15 protein-coding genes and 1 pseudogene are annotated in these 21,429 nt (G+C 62.2%); 12 read left to right on the forward strand and 4 right to left on the reverse strand.

Annotated elements, in window-relative coordinates:
* From P7C00_RS19770 to P7C00_RS19780, 3 genes are all read right to left on the reverse strand, one after another.
* Positions 1-1,563: a TerC family protein gene (locus P7C00_RS19770; RefSeq protein ID WP_404937175.1), complete on the reverse strand. Its 1,563-nt coding sequence runs from the start codon at positions 1,561-1,563 to the stop codon at positions 1-3.
* Between the two features lie 343 nt (positions 1,564-1,906).
* Positions 1,907-2,284, reverse strand: a complete 378-nt coding sequence (locus tag P7C00_RS19775) for a VOC family protein (RefSeq protein ID WP_404937176.1) — start codon at positions 2,282-2,284, stop codon at positions 1,907-1,909.
* Positions 2,285-2,359: 75 nt separating this feature from the next.
* Complete coding sequence (locus P7C00_RS19780) at positions 2,360-3,241, reverse strand: LysR family transcriptional regulator (RefSeq protein WP_185073525.1); 882 nt, start codon at positions 3,239-3,241, stop codon at positions 2,360-2,362.
* A 104-nt stretch (positions 3,242-3,345) separates the two neighbouring features.
* Here P7C00_RS19780 and P7C00_RS19785 point away from each other — a divergent pair, with 104 nt between their 5' ends.
* The 8 genes from P7C00_RS19785 (at position 3,346) to P7C00_RS19820 (ending at position 15,872) form a co-directional block, all read left to right on the forward strand.
* A complete protein-coding gene (locus P7C00_RS19785; protein WP_404937177.1) occupies positions 3,346-3,843 on the forward strand; it encodes a heme-binding protein in 498 nt (165 codons plus the stop codon).
* Entirely contained in the window at positions 3,840-5,453 is a 1,614-nt protein-coding gene (locus P7C00_RS19790) for an MFS transporter (RefSeq protein ID WP_404937178.1), read from the forward strand. Before P7C00_RS19785 ends, P7C00_RS19790 begins: the two co-directional genes overlap by 4 nt.
* Positions 5,454-5,509: 56 nt before the next feature.
* On the forward strand, positions 5,510-6,574 hold the full coding sequence (locus tag P7C00_RS19795; RefSeq protein WP_404937179.1) for an NAD(P)/FAD-dependent oxidoreductase: 1,065 nt from the start codon (positions 5,510-5,512) through the stop codon (positions 6,572-6,574).
* Between the two features lie 86 nt (positions 6,575-6,660).
* Positions 6,661-8,403 carry a ubiquinone-dependent pyruvate dehydrogenase gene (gene poxB / locus P7C00_RS19800; protein ID WP_346636207.1) on the forward strand — a complete coding sequence of 581 codons (1,743 nt, stop codon included), beginning with the start codon at positions 6,661-6,663 and terminating at the stop codon, positions 8,401-8,403.
* A 282-nt stretch (positions 8,404-8,685) separates the two neighbouring features.
* Positions 8,686-10,671 carry a type VI secretion system tip protein VgrG gene (locus tag P7C00_RS19805; protein WP_404937180.1) on the forward strand — a complete coding sequence of 662 codons (1,986 nt, stop codon included), beginning with the start codon at positions 8,686-8,688 and terminating at the stop codon, positions 10,669-10,671.
* A gap of 26 nt (positions 10,672-10,697) precedes the next feature.
* Positions 10,698-11,147, forward strand: a complete 450-nt coding sequence (locus P7C00_RS19810; RefSeq protein WP_346636205.1) for a DUF1795 domain-containing protein — start codon at positions 10,698-10,700, stop codon at positions 11,145-11,147.
* Positions 11,148-11,190: 43 nt separating this feature from the next.
* Positions 11,191-15,360 carry an RHS repeat-associated core domain-containing protein gene (locus P7C00_RS19815; RefSeq protein WP_404937181.1) on the forward strand — a complete coding sequence of 1,390 codons (4,170 nt, stop codon included), beginning with the start codon at positions 11,191-11,193 and terminating at the stop codon, positions 15,358-15,360.
* 2 nt (positions 15,361-15,362) lie between these two features.
* Positions 15,363-15,872 (forward strand): hypothetical protein, encoded by a 510-nt coding sequence (locus P7C00_RS19820; RefSeq protein WP_404937182.1) that lies wholly within the window; start codon positions 15,363-15,365, stop codon positions 15,870-15,872.
* A 62-nt stretch (positions 15,873-15,934) separates the two neighbouring features.
* Here the strand turns inward: P7C00_RS19820 and P7C00_RS19825 are convergent.
* Positions 15,935-16,090, reverse strand: a pseudogene (locus P7C00_RS19825) (IS630 family transposase); the annotation flags it as partial.
* 87 nt (positions 16,091-16,177) lie between these two features.
* Here P7C00_RS19825 and P7C00_RS19830 point away from each other — a divergent pair.
* The 4 genes from P7C00_RS19830 (at position 16,178) to P7C00_RS19845 (ending at position 21,429) form a co-directional block, all read left to right on the forward strand.
* Positions 16,178-16,852, forward strand: a complete 675-nt coding sequence (locus tag P7C00_RS19830) for an RHS repeat domain-containing protein (RefSeq protein ID WP_404937183.1) — start codon at positions 16,178-16,180, stop codon at positions 16,850-16,852.
* A gap of 153 nt (positions 16,853-17,005) precedes the next feature.
* Positions 17,006-17,524 (forward strand): sigma-70 family RNA polymerase sigma factor, encoded by a 519-nt coding sequence (locus tag P7C00_RS19835; protein ID WP_346635366.1) that lies wholly within the window; start codon positions 17,006-17,008, stop codon positions 17,522-17,524.
* Positions 17,517-18,515 (forward strand): FecR domain-containing protein, encoded by a 999-nt coding sequence (locus tag P7C00_RS19840; RefSeq protein ID WP_346635365.1) that lies wholly within the window; start codon positions 17,517-17,519, stop codon positions 18,513-18,515. Before P7C00_RS19835 ends, P7C00_RS19840 begins: the two co-directional genes overlap by 8 nt.
* 118 nt (positions 18,516-18,633) lie before the next feature.
* Complete coding sequence (locus P7C00_RS19845; RefSeq protein WP_346635364.1) at positions 18,634-21,429, forward strand: secretin and TonB N-terminal domain-containing protein; 2,796 nt, start codon at positions 18,634-18,636, stop codon at positions 21,427-21,429.

Here is a 21,429-nt window from a genome sequence, read left to right on the forward strand (position 1 = left end):
TCAGGCAGGCGCCTGGCGGGACAGCAGGACCTGGGTCACGCGGCGCTCTTCCACCGCCATCACCTGAATGCTCCAACCATCCCATTCCAAGCGGTCGCCCTTGACCGGCAGACGATCCAGCAGGCTCATTACCAGGCCGGCCAGGGTCTGGTAGTCCTCGGTAGGCTCGGCGCCAAAGCCGGTACGCTGGCGCACCTGGGGCAGGTTCAGGGCGCCATTGACCAGGAACCCACCCTCTTGCTCCACCACATCCGGCCCTTCGACCTCGCTGGCATCCGGCAGCTCGCCGGCAATGGATTCGAGAATGTCGGTCATGGTCAGGATGCCCATGAAGTCGCCAAATTCATTGATCACGAAGGCGATGTGCGTCGACGCCTTGCGCATCTGTTCCAGGGCGTTGAGGATCGAAAAACTGTCCAGCAGGTTGATGGTCTTGCGCGCCAGGTGCTCAAGGTTCGGCTCGTTGCCGGCCAGGTATTCCTTGAGCAATTCCTTCTTGTGCACGAAGCCCAGCGGCTCATCCACCGCACCATCGCGAATCAGCGGCAGGCGCGAATAGGACGAGTGCATCAGCTTGGTCCGGATGCTCTCCGGGCTGTCCGTCAGGTCGATGGAGTCGACCTCGGCCCGCACCGTCATCAGCGTACGGATCGGCCGCTCCGCCAACTGCAGTACGCCGCTGATCATCACCCGTTCGCGGCGGTCGAACAGCTCGCTGCTCGGCGCATCACCGTCCTCCAGCAAGTCGGCGATTTCCTCACCCACCTCTTCCGCCGCCAGCTTACGACCACCCAGCAGGCGCATCACCGCATAGGCCGTGCGCTCACGCATCGGGCGCAGGCCCTGCATGGACTTCTTGCGTCGGGCCCGGGCGATCTGGTTGAACACCTCGATCAGAATCGAGAAGCCGATGGCCGCGTACAGGTAGCCCTTGGGAATATGGAAGCCCAGGCCTTCGGCGGTCAGACTGAAGCCGATCATCATCAAGAAGCCCAGGCACAGCATGATCACCGTCGGGTGTTCGTTGACGAAACGGGTCAGCGGCTTGCTGGCGACGATCATCACGCCGATGGAAACCACCACCGCAATCATCATCACCGACAGATGTTCCACCATGCCCACGGCGGTAATCACCGCGTCCAGGGAGAACACTGCATCAAGCACCACGATCTGCGCCACGATCGGCCAGAACAAGGCGTAAGTGGCACTGCCGGCGCGCTGGCTGACATGGCCCTCCAGACGCTCATGCAACTCCATGGTGGCCTTGAACAGCAGAAACACACCACCGAACAGCATGATCAGGTCGCGGCCGGAAAAGCTCTTGTCGAACACCTCGAACAGCGGCTGGGTCAGGGTCACCATCCAGGAGATGCTGGCCAGCAGGCCCAGGCGCATCAGCAGTGCCAGGGACAGGCCGATCAAGCGGGCGCGGTCACGCTGCTCCGGCGGCAGCTTGTCGGCAAGGATGGCGATAAACACCAGGTTGTCGATGCCCAGCACCAGCTCCAGGACGATCAGGGTCAAAAGGCCAAGCCAGGCCGTGGGGTCTGCGATCCATTCCATAACGACTCAAGTTCTCCAGAACATTCAAACGGCCAGGCGCGACGAAGCGCCAAGGTGCAGGGCATGCGCAACCTTGGTGGCGGGCTGGTCAGGGCGGGAAGTGGCAAAAGCCGGGGAAGTACGGCCGGGAGAATGACTGCCTGAGCGTCTGCGTCTCAATGTGGCCGGAGGGCGCGAGAAGTCATGGGGCAAAGCGAAGGAAGAGCGCCGACTGGGGGGCTCCGAGAGCGTGTTCATGCAAGTCCTGAGTGAAAAAACGGACTTGGAGGTTACAGGGGCGGCGGCGCTTTCCCCCAGCGGGAAATCATTACAAAAGTTTATCCGTACCGCCCCCGTAGCCGCCCTACACCCGCTCGGCAATCTCGATGAGGTTCAGGTCCGGGTCCCGCAGGTACACCGAGCGGATCGGCCCTGTGGCTCCGGTGCGCAACACGGGGCCTTCGATGATCGGCCAGTTGACCCGCTGCAGATGGGCAATCACCTGCTCCAGGGGCACGCTGGCGATGAAGCACAGGTCCAGCGCGCCCGGTACCGGCAGGTGGGCCTTGGGTTCGAATTCCTGGCCACGCACATGCAGGTTGATCTTCTGCCGGCCGTACTTGAAGGCCTTGCGCCCGCCGGCAAAGGTCTCCAGTTGCATGCCCAGCACGCGGACGTAGAAGTCCTCGGCGGCAACCGGGTCGATGGTGGTCAGTACCAGGTGGTCAAGGTGGTCGATCATCGAAGGCGCAGCTCCTGAAGCTAGAAGAATGGCCCGGGAATTATGCAACCCGGACCGTCGCTTGAACATGCCGCTTCAGGCCTTGCTGCGGTACTCGCGCCGTACCTGTTCGATGTAGCGCACCACTGCCGGTGCCTGTTCAAAACGCCGGTGGATCAGCGACAGCCAGGACGTCGCCGAGCTGCCGCCAATCGGCCGGTACAACACATGGGGCAGGCTGATGTGGCCCACCACCGACTCCGGCACCACCGCCACGCCCTGCCCCAGGGACACCAGGGCCAGCACCGCTACCAGGCCGCCGGGCTGGGGCCCCAGTTTGGGGGCGTAGGCGCCCTGGGCCGCCACCTGCAAGGTGCCGCTGATCTGCTCCGGAAGAATGAAGGTTTCATTGAGCAGGTGTTCGGAGGCGATCTGCGGCAGGCGGCACAGCCAGGATTCATCGGACAGCGCCAGGACAAAGCCCTCGGCATCCAGGCGAATGGCCTCGACGCCTTCCGGCAGGGTCATGGGCGAGCGGATGTAGCCCACGTCCAGGCGGCCATCGGCAATCCGCGCCGGCAGCGTCGCCATTGGGCACTCGCGCACGTTGAGGCTGACGTCCGGGCAGTCGCGGCCAAAGCCCTGCACCTGCTTCTGCAACAGCCCGGAATACACCGCCGAGGCCACGTAGCCCAATTCGATATGGCCGATCTCACCGCGTCCGGCGCGCTGGGCGTTGCGCTGGGCGAACTCGAACTGGCGCACCGTGGCCTCGGCCTCCAGCAGCAGGGTGGCGCCGGCCTCAGTCAGGCTGACCTCACGCTGCTGACGCAGGAACAGCCGGGTGCCGAGGGCTTTTTCCATGTCCTGGATCTGTCGGCTGAGGGTTGGCGGGGCGATCCCCAATTGCTCGGCGGCGCGGGTGAAATTGCGCTGCCGGGCCACTGCCAGGAAGTAGCGAAAGTGACGAATTTCCATGATTGGCATTAGCTCAAAGGTAATGAACTGCTCGCCAGCGGCTAACAAAGACCGCTAAAGGCCGGGATAAGCTGAGCAAACCTTCACAGTAGAGAGCCTCTGCCATGCGCGTCAAACCCCTGTTTCTGGCAATGATCAGCTGCTGCGTGCTGCAGACCGCGGCAGCCGAGGAAAGCCGGCCTGTCGTTGCCCACAAGGCAATCCTCACCCTGGACAACGCCCAGCGCCTGCTCAGGGCCGCCCAGCAAACCGCCCAGGCCAAGGGCTGGCCCTGCGCCGTGGTGATCGTCGACGACGGCGGCTGGCCGATACTCGGCGCACGCATGGACGGCGCCCCGGTGGTGGCCGGAATCGAGCTGGCCCAAGGCAAGGCACGCACCTCGGCATTGTTCAAACGGCCTTCCGGGGACCTGGAAAACGCCGTCAATGGCGGCCGCCCCGCCGCCCTCAGCGCCGGCCTGCTGATGATGAAAGGCGCACAACCGATCATCGTCGACGGCCAGGTGATCGGCGCCATCGGGGTCAGCGCCGACACCCCGGCCCACGACGATGAAATCGCCCTGGCCGCCCTCGCCACCCTCAGTCGGCAGACCGCGCCATGAGCCGCGCCATCAACCCGCGCCTGACCCTGCTGACCGCATCCGGGGTCTGTTCGCTGATCGTTCTCGACACCAACATCGTCGCCGTGGCCCTGCCGAGCATCGCCCGCGACCTGGGGGCCAACTTCGCCGACATCGAATGGGTGGTCAGTGCCTACATGCTGGCCTTCGCCGCTCTGCTGCTGCCGGCGGGCAGCCTGGCAGACCGCTTCGGGCGCAAACGGACCCTGCTCTGCGGCCTCGGCCTGTTCATCCTCGCCTCCCTGGGCTGCGGCGCCGCGCCCAACGCCTTGCTGCTGGACGTCGCCAGGGCCCTCAAAGGCGTCGGCGCAGCGCTGTTGCTGACGTCGGCCCTGGCCTCCATCGGCCATACCTTCCATGACGAAGTGGAGCGGGCCAAGGCCTGGGCCTTCTGGGGTGCCTGCATGGGCATGGCCATGACCGCCGCGCCCACGGTCGGTGGCTTGATCACTGAATACTTCGGCTGGCGCTGGATCTTCTACTTCAACCTGCCGGTAGGCGCCCTGTTGCTGTGGAGCGTGCTGCGCAACGTACCGGAATCCCGGGATACCCAGGCAGCGCGCCTGGACCCCTGGGGCAGCCTGGCCTTCAGCGCCAGCCTGCTGTGCCTGATCTGGGGCCTGATCGAAGCCAACCGCATCGGCTGGAGCCACCCGGCCACCACCACACGGCTGTTGGCGGGCGTGGCGCTGCTGGGGCTGTTCGTGCTGATCGAGCGCCTGCAACGCCGGCCCATGGTCGACCTGCAGCTGTTTCGCCACCCGCGTTTCATCGGCGCCCTGCTGGGCATGTTCGCCTACGCCGGCTGTGCCCAAGTGATGATGACGTTGCTGCCCTTCTACCTGCAGAACGGTCTGGGCTTCTCCGCCATTGCCTCGGGCCTGGGCATGCTGCCCTTCGCCCTGACCATGCTGATCTGCCCCCGGATCGGCGCCCGCCTGGCCGGGCGCTACACCCCCGCCGCCCTGATGGCCGCCGGACTGACCCTGGTGGGCTGCGGCAACCTGCTCAGCGCCTGGGCGGTGCATGCCGGGGGCTATCTGAGCTTCGCGATGGCGATTGCCGTGACCGGTGCTGGAGCCGGCCTGCTCAACGGCGACACACAGAAAAACATCATGGCCTGCGTGCCCCGGGAACGCACCGGCATGGCCTCGGGCATGAGCACCACCATGCGCTTCAGCGCCATCATGCTGGCCATCGGCGTGTTCGGTGCATTACTGGCCAGCCATACCCAGCAACGGCTGCAAGGCAGCCTCAGCCAGGTGCCCGGGCCTTGGCTGGCCCAGGCGCCGGACATCGCCTCGCGGGTGGTGGCCGGGGATATGCAGGGCGCCTTGACGAGCCTGCCGGAAAGCGCCCGCGCCCTGATTGAACCCCTGGCCCTGCAAGCCTTTGTCGGCGGCTTCGGACTGGTGCTGACAGTGGCAGGCATTCTCGCCCTGCTTGGGGCCCTGGTGGTGGGCCGGCTGATGCGCAACCCCCTGCCCCATGGTGCTGAAAGCCCAATGAAACATGGGGTTGCCGGCTGGCCCCATGGGCCGCTGCCAAAACGGGCAGCGGCCCGCCGCTTGCAATTTCATAACATTCAATAAATTGCTGGCGCAATAAACGGCCGATTAAGGTACAGCCCTCAGCAGACGAGGTCAGCGTGAAGCCTTCAAATGTGATTGTGGTCGGTGCCGGCATTGTCGGTGCATCCATCGCTTACCACCTGGCCCGACAGGGCGCGCAGGTCACGGTGATCGAGCAAGCCACTCCAGGTTCCGGGGTCACCCGTCATTCCTTTGCCTGGATCAACCCCCACGGCGAGTTCCCGGCAGCCGCTCGGCCGCTGCGCTCCCTGGCGCTGGCGGACTACCGGCGCCTGCAGCAGGAGTTGCCCCGGTTGCCGATTCAATGGACGGGAGCACTGTCCTATGCCGAGGCCGGCCAGGACTCGACAGACACCGATGACCAAGAGCCGATGTCGTCCGCCCACTGGATCGACCGTGCCCGGATCGGGGCGCTTGAACCCAATCTGCAAGTGCTGCCGGAGCGAGCCCGGTACGCCCCCGGCGAAGGCAGTCTCGACCCGGTAGCCACCACCCTGGCCCTGCTCGAAGGGGCCCGCGCCCATGGCGCCCGGGTGCTCACCCAGACGCCGGTACAGGGGTTGCTGGTAGAGGGCCGGCGCGTGCTCGGCATCACCACTGCGGCCGGGCCTTGCCTTGCCGACCACGTCGTCCTGGCAGCGGGCTGCGCCACCCCTGAGCTGTTGGCGCCCCTGGGAATCGAGCTGCCAGTGCAGGCCTCGCCGTCGATCCTGATCCGCTTCGATGCCCCGCCCGGCCTGGTCAAGACCCTGGTTTCCAACAACCTGCTGGAGATTCGCGAAGCGGCGGACGGCAGCCTACTGGCGGCGGAAGACTACATCGACGACAGCGGCCCTCAAGGACCCGAAGCCATCGCGCAGCAAGCCATGGCCACAATCCGCCGTTTGTTCCGTGGCGCCGAAGAGATAGCCCTGCGCAGCGTTGAAGTTGGTCAGCGCCCGATGCCCCGCGACCAGTTGCCGATCATTGGCTCGAGCGAGCAGTACCAGGGCCTGTATCTGGCGGTGATGCATGCCGGAGTGACCCTGGCGCCCACCATCGGCCGCCTGATCAGCCAGGAGCTGCTGCTGGGCCAATGCTGTGCCGAGCTTGCCTCGTGCCGCCCGACACGTTTGGGCTGACACCACAGTCTTGCGGAATCATCCGCCCTTGCCTGCTGTCCTCTTTTGATCGCGACCACTTCTTGATCGGACAGCAGGAGCATTCCATGGCGAACATCAGCATTGCCCGACAACTGGCGAACACCCTCGAGCAGGCCGGGGTCAAGCGCATCTGGGGACTGACCGGCGACAGCCTCAACGGCCTCACCGACGCCCTGCACAGCATGCAGACCATTGAGTGGATGCACGTGCGCCACGAGGAAGTGGCGGCCTTCGCGGCCGGTGCCGAAGCCGCTGCCACCGGCAAGCTGGCGGTATGCGCCGGCAGTTGCGGGCCGGGCAACCTGCACTTGATCAATGGCCTGTTCGACTGCCATCGCAACCATGTACCGGTGCTGGCCATCGCCGCGCAGATCCCCTCCTCGGAGATCGGCCTCGACTACTTTCAGGAAACCCACCCTCAGGAGCTGTTCAAGGAGTGCAGCCACTTCGTCGAACTGCTGAGCAACCCGGCGCAGATGCCGCAGGTGCTGCACCGGGCCATGCGCAGCGCGATCCTCAATCGCGGCGTGGCGGTGGTGGTGATTCCCGGTGACGTGGCCCTGCAACAGGTGCCCGCCACCAGCAAGCCCTGGCCGACGCTGCACCCGCCGCGCACCCTGCCCGCCCCCCAGGACCTGGACCGACTGGTGGAGCTGCTGAGCCAGAGCAAGGCCGTGACTCTGCTCTGCGGCAGTGGCTGCGCCGGCGCCCATGATCAGGTCGTGGCTCTGGCTGATGCCCTCGGCGCCCCGGTGGTGCATGCCTTGCGCGGCAAGGAACACCTGGAATGGGACAACCCCTTCGACGTCGGCATGACCGGCCTGATCGGCTTCAGCTCCGGCTACCACGCCATGCTCAACTGCGACACCCTGGTGATGCTCGGCACCGACTTTCCCTATCGCCAGTTCTACCCCAGCGACGCCTGCGTGATACAGATCGACCGCAACCCCCAGGCCCTGGGCCGACGCGTCAGCCTGGACCTGGGCATCGCCGCCGACGTCGGCGAAACCCTCGCCGCCCTGCTGCCGCGCCTCCCCTACCAGGGCGATCGCGGCTTCCTCGAAGAATCGCTGCAGCACTACGCCAAGGCGCGCCAGGGCCTGGACGACCTGGCCCAGCCTTCAGCGCCCGGGCGACCGATCCACCCGCAATACCTCACCCGCCTGCTCAGCGAACTGGCCGACGACGATGCCATCTTCACCGCCGATGTCGGCACCCCCACGGTGTGGGCCGCACGCTACTTGAAGATGAACGGCAAACGCCGCCTGCTGGGCTCCTTCAACCACGGCTCCATGGCCAACGCCATGCCCCAGGCCATGGGCGCCCAGGCCGCCTTCCCTCGGCGCCAAGTGATCTCGCTGTCCGGCGACGGCGGTTTCAGCATGCTGATGGGGGATTTCATTTCCCTGGCCCAACTCAAGCTGCCGGTGAAGATCGTGGTCTACGACAACGCCTCCCTGGGCTTTGTGGCCATGGAGATGAAATCCGCCGGGTACCTGGACATCGGCACCGACCTGCACAACCCGGACTTTGCCGCCATGGCCAACGCCATGGGCATCCTCGGCCTGCGCGTGGAGAACTCCGAAGAGCTCGAAGGCGCCCTGCGCACCGCCCTGGCTCACGACGGCCCGGTGCTGGTGGACGTCATCACCGCCACCCAGGAACTGGCCATGCCGCCGGCAATCAAGCTGGAACAGGCCAAGGGCTTCAGCCTGTACATGCTCAAGGCCGTGATGAGCGGGCGTGGTGACGAGGTGGTGGAGCTGGCCAGGACCAATTGGTTGAAAGGCAAGTGGTTCAATCGTTAGGGCCAGGAAGCGCCATGTATGCCGCCAGGGTTTAACCGGCTAGTCATCGGTGCCCGCTTCGACTGATGCAGCCAGTGAGCTTGAGCGGGGTCATGACCTGAGTGGGTCAGTCATAACCTCGCTGCTTGCTGCGGAAAGCCAAGCCAGGTGCGGAAAATTCAACTGACTTTCCAGACTCGTCTCATATTAGCGTTTGCGCACCCTTTGCTAGGTTGAGCGCCACTTTGCACCCGGGCCAGGTACGGCACGGGTCTGGCCTCTCTCAAGCTTAAGGATGAGCCTATGTTCGCGCCGGCCGACACTGCGCATTTCGTGCTGTCCATCCCTTCTGTTCGCCACGACTTCAAGGTGCTGGCCTTCAAGGGCCGCGAAGCCATCAGCGAGCTGTATGCGATCCATATCGAGCTGGTTTCGGACAACCCCAACATCGATCTGGAAAGCCTGCTCAACCAACCGGCGTTCTTGCAGTTCGGCCTCAAGGGTGAAGGCATCCACGGCCTGATCGACGACATCGAAATCGGCGACAGCGGCAAGCGCATGACCCACTATCACCTGATCCTGCGCCCGCACCTTTACCAGTTGCAGCACCGCCACAACCAACGGGTCTACCAGAACCTGACGGTGCCGCAGATCATTGCCAAGGTGTTCAAGGAACACGGCATCCTCGCCGACCAATACCGCTTCAACATTGCCCCCAAGCCGTCGCTGCCCCGGGTGTATTGTGTGCAATACGGCGAGACGGATTTCCAGTTTCTACAACGTCTGTGCTTCGAAGACGGCATTCACTGGCACCACGAACACAGGCCCGACCAGCACCTGCTGGTGTTCTCCGACAATCAGACCGACTACCCGATCCTGGCCCATGCGCGCTATCAACAAGGCAGCGGCCTGGCTGCCGAAGACCCGGTGGTCAGTCATTTCGCGGTGCGCTTCAGCACCCGCACCAGCCAGGTGGTGCGCCGCGACTACGACCTGAAAAAGCCCGATCCACGCGGCGCGTCCAACGGCGCCAAGCTCGATCCGGTGCCCAGCACCCTGCACAGTTCCGCACAGAGCGAGGCAGCGCCGATCCTGGAGGACTATCGCTACCCGGGCCGCTACAACACCGGCGCAGTGGGCAAGCATCTGAGCCAGATCGCCCTTGAAGGCCACCGTGCCGACTACCAACTGGCCAAGGGTCAGGGCGATCTAGCGAGCTTTCGCTGCGGCCATCTGGTGACCCTGACCGCGCATCCGCGCAGCGAGTACAACCAGATGTGGCTGCTGGTCAGCGTTGAACACGAGGGGCGTCAGCCGCAGGTACTGGAAGAGTCGGTCACCGGCGACGACCGCCGCGGCGGCTTTACCCAGGGTTACCGCAACCACTTCAGCGCCATCCCCAGCGAGATCTTCTTTCGGCCGCAAGAGCCGGCCCCCAAGCCTCGCCTGAGCAGCCAGACCGCGTTGGTGACCGGCCCTGCGGGCGAGGAAATCTGGTGCGACGAACACTCAAGGATAAAGATTCAATTTCATTGGGACCGCGAAGGCCAACGCAATGAATTCTCCAGCTGCTGGGTGCGCGTGGCCACCAGTTGGGCCGGTGAAGGTTTTGGTCACGTGATCATCCCGCGGATCGGCATGGAAGTGCTGGTCAGCTTTATCGGCGGCGATCCCGAGCAGCCGCTGGTGACCGGTTGCGTACCGAACCAGCACACGCCGGTGCCCTACCCGCTGCCGGCGAACAAGACCCGCAGCGTGTTCAAAACCCGCAGCAGCCTGGGGGGCAAGGGGTCCAACGAGTTGCGCATCGAGGACCGCGCCGGCCAGGAGCAAATCTACATCCATGCCCAGCGCGATCAGGACTGCACCGTCAAGAACAATGAAAGCCATTGGGTCGGTGTCAACCGTGTGCACTCGGTCGGCCAGGACGAAACCATCACCGTCGGCCAGAACAGCCTGAGAACGGTCAAGGTCGACGACACCCTGCAAGTCGGCACCACCAAGAAGGACAGCATCGGCACCCAGTACTTGATCGAAGCCGGGGAAAAAATACGCCTGGTCTGCGGCCAGAGCGTTTTTGAAATGAAAGCCAGTGGGGAGATCAACCTTTATGGCTCGAAGTTCAACTTCTCGGTGACCGGCGACGCGCAGATCAATACCGGCGGTCAGCTCGACATCAATATGCCCGGCGGCGCCGCAACCACCGCCCCCGAAACGGATGGCGTCAAAGGCAACATCGATGCCGAAGTCGAGGCTGCCTTCTCTCCACCACCGGCACCCACCGCCTGACCTTCATTTCCCAAGAGCAAGCACCCATGGACTACCTGATCCAGGAAGGAAAACTCACGCTGCCCAGTGGCTTTCAAGATCGCAGCGTCAATATGTTCGTCCCGGGGGTAACCCTGCCCGCGCCCTTCAGCCTGACCCTGTCCCGGGACATCACTCTGCCCGGGGAAAGCCTGGCGGAGTATGTCGAGCGCCAGGTCGGCCTGATTGCCGCCAAGTTGCGCAAATACAAACGTCAGGACCTGCAAGAGGTCTGGCTTTCGACGCAGTCGCCGGTACCGGGCCTGCAAGTCGACGCCCATTACCAGAGCGACGGGCGTCCGGTGTACCAGCGGCAGGCCGGTTTCATCGTCTCGCCGCAGCGCGTGCTGGTGTTTTCGGCCACTAGCCAGCAGCCCTTTGACGACTCATTGAATCAGCTGTGGACAGACGTCCTGGCGAGCTTTGAGGCCCATCCTCCATCCCCGTCCAAGCCATAAGGCGCCTGCGCACTCAAGGAACGAGAGGCCTGGGAGGCCAAGCATGTTTGAAGCGGCACGGTTAAACGACGAACTGGCCCACAGCAACGCGCTGGTGGGGTTTCTGGTGGGGGCGGCGTTGGGGATCGCCTTGATTGCGGCCGTGGCCATACTCACCGTCGCCACCTGCGGATTTGGCACTGCCTTGCTGGCCGGGGTGCTTGCGGGTGTGGGAGGTATGGCACTGACCTCCGCGGGCGAAGCCATTGGGCGAATGTCCAAGGCCCCCGCCGGGGGCATCAGCAGCGGTTCGCCGGACGTATTCATCAATGGCCTGAATGCCGCACAAGTGCAGGATAGCCTGGGTATCTGCACCAAGCATCCGGCTCCTCCGATGGTGGCGGAGGGCTCGGCCAAGGTGTTTATCAACGGCCTGCCGGCGGCGCGCAAGGGCGACAAGCTGACCTGCGGCAGCGTCATCGACAGCGGCTCGGACAGCGTTTTTATCGGCGCCGAAAAAGAGCAGTACCTGGAGATCGAAGACGAGATTCCGCAGTGGCTGCGCACCACCGTCGATATCCTCATGGCCGTGGCCGGCGCCGCCGGCGGCCTACTGAAACTGGCGTTGACGGCCGGTAAAATTGGCCTGAAGGCCGTCGCCCCTTGTGCATTGAAATTTGCTGCCGGGTTTGTCGCGGGTGAACTGGCAGGACGCTTCGTCATTGGTCCGGCTATTGGCCGCGTGGCCGGTGCCCTGTTCGGCAATCCGGTGGACGCCATCAGCGGGCGCAAACTGCTTCTTGAAGAGAGCGAAACCGACTTCAGCCTGCCAGGACTGATGCCCATCACCTGGGCGCGCTTCTATGCCAGTGACCTTACCCACGAAGGCTTGCTCGGGCGCGGCTGGGTGCTGCCCTGGGAGCAAAACCTGCGCCTGGAAGACCAGCAACTGTACCTGCGCGACAACCAGGGGCGTGACCTGCCCTTGCCGCAACTGGAGCCCGGCGAGCGCGCCTACCTGACGGACGAACAACTGTTCGTGGTGCGCTCCGAAGGTGGGCACTATCTGCTGCAAAGCCTCGACAACACCTTCTTCTATTTCGGTGAGCTGGCCGACGACGGTCAGCCATCTCCCCTGCGGCGTATCGAAAACGCCCTCGGTCACTTTCTCAATTTCAGCTATGACGGTCAGCAGCGTCTGAGCGACTTGTGCGCCACGGGCGGCATTCGTCTGCACCTATGTTACGAGCAGCACGAACGACGCCTGAGCCGAGTCGAACGGGTCGTCGATAACCAGCCTGTCGAAACCCTGGTGCATTACCAATACGACGCCAACGGCCAACTGCGCCAAGTCATCAACCGCAACGGCGAACGGGTGCGAGGTTTTGCCTACGACCAGGGCCTGATGGTCGCCCACGAAAACGCCCTGGGCCTGCGCTGTCACTACCGCTGGGCGACCCTGAACGACGGTCAGCCCAGGGTCACCGAGCACTGGACCAGTGACGGTGAGCGCTACCTGTTCAGCTATGACCTGGCACAGCGTCAGACTCATATCAAAGACGTGCTCGGTCGTACTGCACGGATCGATTACAACGAAGGTCGGCGAGTTATCGCCAGCCGTGACTTTGGTGGCGAGCAGTACCGTTTCCAGCTTGATGAATCCGGCAACATGACCGGCCTGGAGTTGCCCGACGGCAGCACCTTGAGTTTTACCTACGACAAGCTCTCGCGACTGGAGGAAGAAACCGATCCCCTGGGCCGCTCGATCCGTTACAGCTATCACCTGGACACCGACCTGATCACCACCATCGAGCGTGCCGATGGCAGTTGCCAGCGCTGGAGCTATGACCGTCACGGTAACCTGCTCGACAGCACCGACCCTTTGGGTCAGGTGACCCAGTTCTTCAACACTGACGCCGGCCTGCCCCACACCCGCATCGACCCGCTGGGCAACAACACCCGACTATGGTGGAACGAACTGGGGCAGATCGAGCAATACCAGGACTGTTCCGGTCAACTGACGCGCTATGGCTACGACAGCCACCTGCACCTGGCGAGCATCACCGATGCCCTGAAGTGCACCACGCGTCTGACCCGCAAAGCCGATGGCGAAGTGCTGCGCGTCGACCATCCAGGCGGTAGCCATGACCAGTACCGTTACAACGCCCTTGGCCAGTTGCTCAGCCACACCAATGCCGATGGCCACACCACCAGCCTGGCGCGCACGCCCCGGGGCCTGCCCAGCCAACGCAAGGACGCCCGTGGCCAGCAGGTTCACTATCAATACGACAAAGCCCAGCGCCTGATCGCTCTGCTGAATGAAAACAAGGCCGCCTACCGCTTCAGCTACGACGCCAGCGATCGCCTGAAGGAAGAAGTGCGTATCGATGGCCTGCGCCGCCGCTTCAGCTATAGCCTCAACGGCCAACTGAGCCAGTTGGAAGAAATCGCCACCAGCCCGACCCTGGTCCAAGTCACTCGTCAGCAACAATTCGAACACGACGCCGCGGGGCGTCTGCTCAGCCGGGTCACGAGCGATGCTCGCCTGGATTATCACTACGACGACGCGGACCGTCTGATCGCCGTCGAACGCCTGCCAAGCAAGGTGGGCGACGCCCTGGGCATCCGCTCCGACCGCCTGGCCTTCAGCTATGACGCCGCCGACCAACTGCTGAGCGAAAGCAGCAGCACCGGCAATCTTGCCTACCACTACGACGCCCTGGGCAACCTCACCGGGCTGACCTTGCCCGACGCTCGCCAGCTCAACCAGCTCTATTACGGCAGCGGCCACCTGCACCAGATCAACCTCGATGGCCACCTGATCAGCGACTTCGAGCGCGACGCCCTGCACCGCGAAACCCTGCGTACCCAAGGCACACTCACCAGTCGCTACGGCTACGACAGCCAGGGGCGCAAAATGTGGCAAGCCGCGATCCGCCTGCCCCACGAGCAACTAAGCCAACTGCAGGAAAAAACCGACAGTCTGCTCGGCCTCCCACAACATCCCGCCACCGCCCTGCACCGCCGCTATCACTACAGCGACGGCGGTGAAGTGCAACGGATCGTCGACAAACAGCGCGGTATCACCGACTTCCACTACGACGCCAGCGGCCAACTACGCAGCCGCCAGCCGAACCACCCGCAACTGCACACCGAAGACTTTTCCTACGACCCGGCCGGCAACCTTTGCGGCAGCGGCAGTTGGCAATTCGATCGCATCCAGAACAACCGTCTGGTCGCCTTCAAAGACCTGCGCTTTACCTACGACGACTGGGGCAACCTCAGCGAAAAAAGCAGCACCAACGGCGCAACGCAACGCTTTACCTACGACTGCGAAAACCGCCTGATCCATGCCCAGACCTGGCACGGCGCGACCCTGCACAGCGAAGCGCGTTACCACTACGACGCCCTCGGGCGACGCATCGCTAAAGCCGTCACGCAAAGCGGCCAAACCCAAGACACGACGTTCCTCTGGCAAGGCCTGCGCCTGCTGCAAGAACAACAACCACAGCGCCACAGCACCTACGTCTACGAGCCGGACAGCTACGCGCCCCTGGCGCGCATCGACACAGATCCCAAGCTGCCCGAACACCCCGGCCAGGCCTACTACTTCCATACCGACCAGATCGGCACACCGCAGGAAATGACCGACGCCCAAGGGCATGTGGTGTGGCGCGCGTACTACAAAGCCTGGGGCGGATTGGAAGCGTTATCACCGAATGCGGTGGAACAGAATCTGCGCTTTCAGGGGCAGTACCACGACCGGGAAAGCGGGCTGTACTACAACACCTTCAGGTACTACGATCCGACGGTGGGACGGTTTACCACGCAGGACCCGATTGGGTTGGCGGGTGGGGAAAACCTGTATCGGTATGCGCCGAATGCGTTGGGGTGGGTTGATCCGTGGGGTTTATGTGCTTCCAAATCTACATCTAATTGGAAGAGCGTTAAAAAATACGGTCACACCTTTAACGAACATGGCGCAGGAGCAAAAAACACAAAACGATTAATGGATAGAGCTCGTGGAACAAATAACAATCAAGGGCAATGGCTTAATAATGAGCAGACTGCAGAGTTACTCAGCAATGTCAATGTTACTAAGCCAACGAAAATTCCTATCCCTGAGGGATTAGGGCAAGTCATAAAGCCAGATGGCAGTATTACTCAAGCTAAGCATGCCCTTGTCGTCCCTAGAGGAAATGAGATCAGAACTTCCTATCCTGTCTTGGAGTAATAATGTCGAATTTCAATATAGAGCTGAAGTTTTTTGACAAGCTAAAAAAAACTTCCCCATTCCGTAGATATAACGTTGAAGATGATGATGTGAGGTCCATTTTAATGGACGCCTGTAAAAAGCTGGAACTATCTGGATATTTTAGTATTTCTGGTTTCGGCCAAGAAAAATGGCCTGTTGACATAGGAACAGATTTGTCAGTTTTTCTCGAGCAAATGCCCGATGCTGTTCGGGCAATAAATTCGAGTCTTGCATTTGAAATTGATCTGTATGAGCAGGGGGTTGAGCGACTTATATCTTTCAGTCCTTCGAAGGAAAATTACGTAGCAGTCTGCACAAGCCAAACAAGTTGGCAGCCGAACCCAATGATCGAGAACATCCCTATAGTTCATCTAAAGCATTTGTTGATCAGCGTGATAAGTGAGTTTTCTCGAGCTCTAGAAAATGTATCACCTGAGCTAATGAAAAACTCGTGGATCAAGGATTGGTTGCAGAGCACAAAGCTAAATTAAATCAGCAGATATTAATGGTTTAGATATTTTAGTGCGATTAATAGGACTAATAGCCTGAGCGGTTAATCAATTAACTTATTTTTGATCGCACTCAGCTTTGCTTTATGTACCGAACTGATGATGCTCTCAGCCGTGTTGTTCCATTTAAAGGGCTTGGCTGAGTGCTCGTTATGAGCTTCGATAAATTCACGGATAGCCCTTTTCAAATCGGCCACGCTTTAGATATAGGCGTTTATGGTTCGTAAAGTAGCCATGGTTAATAGCCAATCCCCTGAAGGGGTTGTTTCAGACGCACACTAGGTGAAATGTGGCAAGCCGCGATCCGCCTGCCCCACGAGCAACTAAGCCAACTGCAGGAAAAAACCGACAGCCTGCTCGGCCTCCCACAACATCCCGCCACCGCCCTGCACCGCCGCTATCACTACAGCGACGGCGGTGAAGTACAAAGAATCGTCGACAAACAGCGCGGTATCACCGACTTCCACTACGACGCCAGCGGCCAACTGCGCAGCCGCCAGCCGAACCACCCGCAACTGCACACCGAAGACTTTTCCTACGACCCGGCCGGCAACCTTTGCGGCAGCGGCAGTTGGCAATTCGATCGCATCCAGAACAACCGCCTGGTCGCCTTCAAAGACCTGCGTTTTACCTACGACGACTGGGGCAACCTCAGCGAAAAAAGCTGCACCAACGGCGCAACGCAACGCTTTACCTACGACTGCGAAAACCGCCTGATCATGCCCAGACCCGGCACGGCGCGACCCTTCACAGCGAAGCCCGTTACCACTACGACGCCCTCGGGCGACGCATTGCTAAATGCCGTCACGCAAAGCGGCCAGACCCAAGACACGCCCCTCCTCTGGCAAGGCTTGCGCCTGCTGCAAGAACAACAACCACGCCCTGGGCAGCCTCACCAGTCGCTACGGCTACGACAATCAGCGGCGCAAAATGTGGCAAGCCGCGGTCCGCCTGCCCCATGAGCAACTGAGCCAACTGCAGAAAATGCCCTCAAGCAAGGCCATCCCAGCGCAAGACTTGCCCGGGAGGTACTTATCAGGGCTCACCCAAATGTATTTGATAATCATTTGTGATTAAGAATAGAATTCCGCCCCCCTGGCCTGATCCCGCCTTGAATGATCGCCGCCGTGTCTTATCTCAGCGATAAACTCGAGATCTACCTTTCCCATCGCACCGCGCTGGTCGACTATTCGGCGCCCATTGTCGGTTGCCGGGCGCAAGCCGAAGAAGTGGTCCAGGAGGCCTGGCTGCGCTTCTGCGGCCAGGCTGATAGTGCCGCCCAGCCGAGCAACCCGGTGGGCTACCTGTACCGTATCGTGCGCAACCTGTCCTTTGACCTACTGCGGCGCTCGACCCTGGAAAACCGTCATCCCGATGGCGCCGATCTGCTGAACGAACTGCCTTCGAGTACGCCGTCACCGGAACATCAGGCGTTGCACTGCGACCAGTTGCGCCTGCTGCAGGATGCCCTGACATTGCTGCCGGAGCGCACACGGCGGGCCTTTCACATGCATCGTCTGCAACACATGACCTTCCAGGAAATTGCCGTTGAGCTGAAGATCTCCACCAGCTTGGCGCACCAGCTGGTGCGTGACGCACTGACCCACTGTGCGGAGCACCTGGCCGATGACTGATACCCCCTTGCCTCAACCTGTATCCGGTTCACTGAAGGACGACCCGGTGTGGCAGGCGGCGATGGATTGGCTACTGCAATGCCACGCCGCGCCGGATGACGCCTTACTGCAACAGGCCCATGCGCGCTGGCTGGCCGCTGATGAGCGCCATGCCCGGGCCTGGTGCAAGGCCGAGAAAATCTGGTTGCTCACTGGCGGCCTGGAGCCGCTGGAGCCACCCGCGCCCCAGCCTTTGCCAACCCCGATCCAGGCCCGGCGCAACTGGCCGGGTCGGGCACTGAAGGCGTTTGCATTGGCGGCCTGTGTGCTGTTGTTGCTCGGACCTAGGCCTCCGACCGCCTATACCAGCCCAACCGGCGAGCATCGACAGCTGCTCTTGAGTGACGGCAGCCGTATCGAACTGGGCAGCGACAGCGCTATTGGAGTGGACTTCGAACCCGGTACGCGGGCGGTCACCCTACTCCGGGGACAGGCGTTCTTCGAGGTCAGCCACGATGCCGCGCGCCCGTTCACGGTACAGGCCGCGGACATCAAGGTCAGGGTCGTAGGGACCGCGTTCGACGTGGACCTCAGCCGCAACGCCGTGGTGGTGGCGGTGCAGAGCGGCGCAGTCCAGGTTCGCGATGGACGCGGCGAACTCGCGGTGCCGGCTCTGGGCCCGGGCGATAGCCTTCGCCTCGGCCTGGACCAGGGCCCGCCGCAACGCGGTCGGCTGTTGCCTGGCCAGGTTGCCTCCTGGCGCCAGTGGCAATTGCTGGTCAATGACCGGCCGCTCTCCGAGGTGATTGATGCGCTGCAGGACTATTACCCCGGTGTACTGCTATTGGCGGACCCTGCGCTGGGCGAGCGGCGTATCACCGCTTCGCTGAACCTGCGCTCGCCAGTCAGCGCGCTGCAGCTGGCGATCGCCCCACTGGGCGGGCGCCTCAGTCAATGGGGGCCGTACCTCACCCTGATCCGCGAAGAGCCGCAAGTACCGGTAAAACAATAAATTTCACAATTTTCTGGAAGTTCTCGATCGCCGTTCGTTTATTGCCCCGCTGAGTTAATCATAATTATTCTCATTAGCATGTGCGTATTATTCGCACTATCGGGGAGTCCACCAGAGCATGTCCATTTTCCCCCCACAGGGTCTTCAGGGTTGCCGGCGCAGTGCGCGGCTATTGTGGCTGTCAGTAGGGCTGGCGGTGTCCTTGCCGGCCTTGGCCAGTGACCTGCGCACACGGCATAGCATCGACATCGCGCGCCAGCCGTTAAGCACGGCGCTGATGGCGCTGGCACAGCAGACCGGTCTGCAGATCAGCGTCGAAAGCCAACTGCTGCTCAACCTGAACGCTCCGGCGGTACAGGGCGAGCTGAGCGCCGAGCAGGCGCTGGCAAAACTGCTCAAGGGCAGCCAGTTGGAGTGGATTTACGTCGGTGACGATGCGCTGATGGTGCAACGGGCGACTCGCCCGCGTACCGATCCGGTCCGCCTGGGCAATACCAAGGTCCCTGGCGAGTGGGTGCTGCCTCAGGGGGAGACTCGTATCGACCGCGCGACGATCGAAGCCATGCCGGCGGGCAATGGCGACATCACCAGCTTGCTGCGCAGCCATCCCAACGTGCAGTTCGACGATGCCCAGCTCAGCAGCAAGACCCCTGGGGAAATCGGCCCGGCCAACATCAGCATCAACGGGGCGCAGTTCTACCAGAATGCCTTCCTGATCGATGGCATCAACATGAACAATGACATCGATCCGGCCGAAGACCGGGTACAACTTCTGGACGCGGTACCGGGGCGCAGCCAGGGCCTGGCACTGGACACCGACCTGCTGGAGAACATCACGGTCCTGGACAGCAACGTGCCAGCGGCCTATGGCGGCTTCAACGGCGGCGTCATCGATGCGCAAACCCGTGCGCCAACCCAGGCACTGCACGGCAAGTTCTCGGTGCAGACCACCCGTTCCGCCTGGACTAAATATCACATCGACGAAAGCGAAGAGCTGCGCATGCAGAACTCCGGCTCTCCCGACGAGCAGCCCAAGTTCGACAAGGTCACCGTTCGCGGCACGCTGCAGGGCCACCTGACCGACAATTTCGGCCTGCTCGGCAGCTTCAGCCAGAAGCGCTCGACCATCCCGCTGGGTTTCTACTCCTACAACAATGTCGAGGAAATGGGCTTTCACGAGGAGAAGCAGAAGCGGCGCATCGACAACTACTTCCTCAAGTCGGTATGGAAAGCCAGCGATCAGCTCACTGTCGAGACCAGCGTGACCCATGCCCCAGAGGAGAGTCATTACTTGCGTGCCAACGTGGCCAACTCGGGTTATGACAACAAGGCCGGCGGCACCCAGTTGAACCTGCGCACAATATGGGATGGCGACCTGGCGCGCATCGAACAGAACCTGGCGTGGAGCGGCCAGGAACAGAGCCGCCAGTCGGATTCGGCCGACTACTGGACCTGGCGCAAGTCGACCACCAAGGACTGGGGCATCGGCAACAAGCCCACCGCCAATACCCTTGAAGGCGGTTGGGGGGATATCGAGCAGCAGCAACGTACCTGGCAGTACAAGCTCAATGCCGACTGGCGCAGCGTCGACTGGCTGGGCATGACTCACCGTCCGCAAACCGGCCTGGAATTCTCCCGCCAGTACGTGCGCTACGAGCGCCTGACCGACAGCAGCACCTATGTTGCCCCCGCGGCGACCACAACCTGCACCAACAGCGCCGGGGTTACCGACAGCGTCGCCTGCAACATGGGCCGGACCCTGAACGGCTGGGCGGGCCAGTACATGAAGAGCCGTACCCGCTACGCCACCGGCGAATTCGACTTCACCACCACCTCCTGGGGCAGCTGGTTGCAGGACGAGATCACCATCGGCCAACTGACCTTGCGCCCGGGCGTGCGCGTGGACAGCGACGACTACATGGACAAGACCACCTGGGCGCCGCGCTTCTCCCTCGAATATGACCTGTTCGGTGACCGCACCACCTTGCTCAATGCCGGCGTCAACCGTTACTACGGGCGCAGTGTCAGCAGCTGGCAGCTGCAAGACGGACGCAACCGCCTGCGCTTCAACGAAACCCGCGACAGCCTGGACAAACCCTGGGTGGTCAAGTCCAACGCCGCCAACCAGGTGCGTTTCAATCAGCTGGACATTCCCTACGACGATGAGCTGATGCTGGGCGTGGTGCAGCAATGGGCCGGGGTCGAATATGCCCTCAAGTATGTCAATCGCAAGGGCCGCGACCAGGTGGTGCAGGTGTCCGGAAAGACCTTGGGCGAGCCCTCCACGGACCCGACGCTGGCGAGCAACTACACCACCTACACCAACGACGGCAAGAGCGAGACCGACACCTACACCCTGACGGTGACGCCGTTGCAGCGCTGGACACTGCTGGGCACCCAGACCGGCGGGCAACTGGCGCTCAACTGGACCGACAGCAAGGCCTCCGCGCCGACCTACGTCGCTGCCGAAAACCTGTACTACCAGAACAACGTCATCCAGTACCAGGGCAGCTTCATCAATTATGACGACCGCCCGGCCAGCAACTTCAACCGGCCCTGGACGGCCCGCCTGACCACCATTACCCAGATCCCCCAAGCCAATCTGCAGTGGAGCAACTTCTGGCGCTACCGCGCCGGCTACAAGCGCATTGGCGACACGGGACGCAATGTGGACTACATGGGGACCTCGGTGGATGTCTGGGAAGAACAGAAATTCCAGGCAGCGCTGACCTGGGACACGCGCCTGGGCTGGCGCATTCCCACCGCCAAGGACCAGACAGTGTTCGTCAATGTCGACGTGTTCAACGTGCTCGACAAGAAGTCGGTCAATGCCAACCAGACGGTCAACAGCAACTCGGTCTCGACCTATGAGGTGGGCCGCCAGTACTGGCTCGAAGTCGGGTACGCGTTCTGA

The sequence above is a fragment of the Pseudomonas sp. JDS08PS003 genome, from assembly GCF_045013505.1.
In the GTDB taxonomy this organism is placed as follows: domain Bacteria; phylum Pseudomonadota; class Gammaproteobacteria; order Pseudomonadales; family Pseudomonadaceae; genus Aquipseudomonas; species Aquipseudomonas protegens_B.

Bases quoted from the DNA above. Each gene is read 5' to 3' on its own strand.
- P7C00_RS19770 (WP_404937175.1), bottom strand. From the start codon at position 1,563: ATGGAATGGATCGCAGACCCCACGGCCTGGCTTGGCCTTTTGACCCTG.
- P7C00_RS19775 (WP_404937176.1), bottom strand. From the start codon at position 2,284: ATGATCGACCACCTTGACCACCTGGTACTGACCACCATCGACCCGGTT.
- P7C00_RS19780 (WP_185073525.1), bottom strand. From the start codon at position 3,241: ATGGAAATTCGTCACTTTCGCTACTTCCTGGCAGTGGCCCGGCAGCGC.
- P7C00_RS19785 (WP_404937177.1), top strand. From the start codon at position 3,346: ATGCGCGTCAAACCCCTGTTTCTGGCAATGATCAGCTGCTGCGTGCTG.
- P7C00_RS19790 (WP_404937178.1), top strand. From the start codon at position 3,840: ATGAGCCGCGCCATCAACCCGCGCCTGACCCTGCTGACCGCATCCGGG.
- poxB (WP_346636207.1), top strand. From the start codon at position 6,661: ATGGCGAACATCAGCATTGCCCGACAACTGGCGAACACCCTCGAGCAG.
- P7C00_RS19805 (WP_404937180.1), top strand. From the start codon at position 8,686: ATGTTCGCGCCGGCCGACACTGCGCATTTCGTGCTGTCCATCCCTTCT.
- P7C00_RS19810 (WP_346636205.1), top strand. From the start codon at position 10,698: ATGGACTACCTGATCCAGGAAGGAAAACTCACGCTGCCCAGTGGCTTT.
- P7C00_RS19815 (WP_404937181.1), top strand. From the start codon at position 11,191: ATGTTTGAAGCGGCACGGTTAAACGACGAACTGGCCCACAGCAACGCG.
- P7C00_RS19820 (WP_404937182.1), top strand. From the start codon at position 15,363: ATGTCGAATTTCAATATAGAGCTGAAGTTTTTTGACAAGCTAAAAAAA.
- P7C00_RS19830 (WP_404937183.1), top strand. From the start codon at position 16,178: ATGTGGCAAGCCGCGATCCGCCTGCCCCACGAGCAACTAAGCCAACTG.
- P7C00_RS19835 (WP_346635366.1), top strand. From the start codon at position 17,006: ATGATCGCCGCCGTGTCTTATCTCAGCGATAAACTCGAGATCTACCTT.
- P7C00_RS19840 (WP_346635365.1), top strand. From the start codon at position 17,517: ATGACTGATACCCCCTTGCCTCAACCTGTATCCGGTTCACTGAAGGAC.
- P7C00_RS19845 (WP_346635364.1), top strand. From the start codon at position 18,634: ATGTCCATTTTCCCCCCACAGGGTCTTCAGGGTTGCCGGCGCAGTGCG.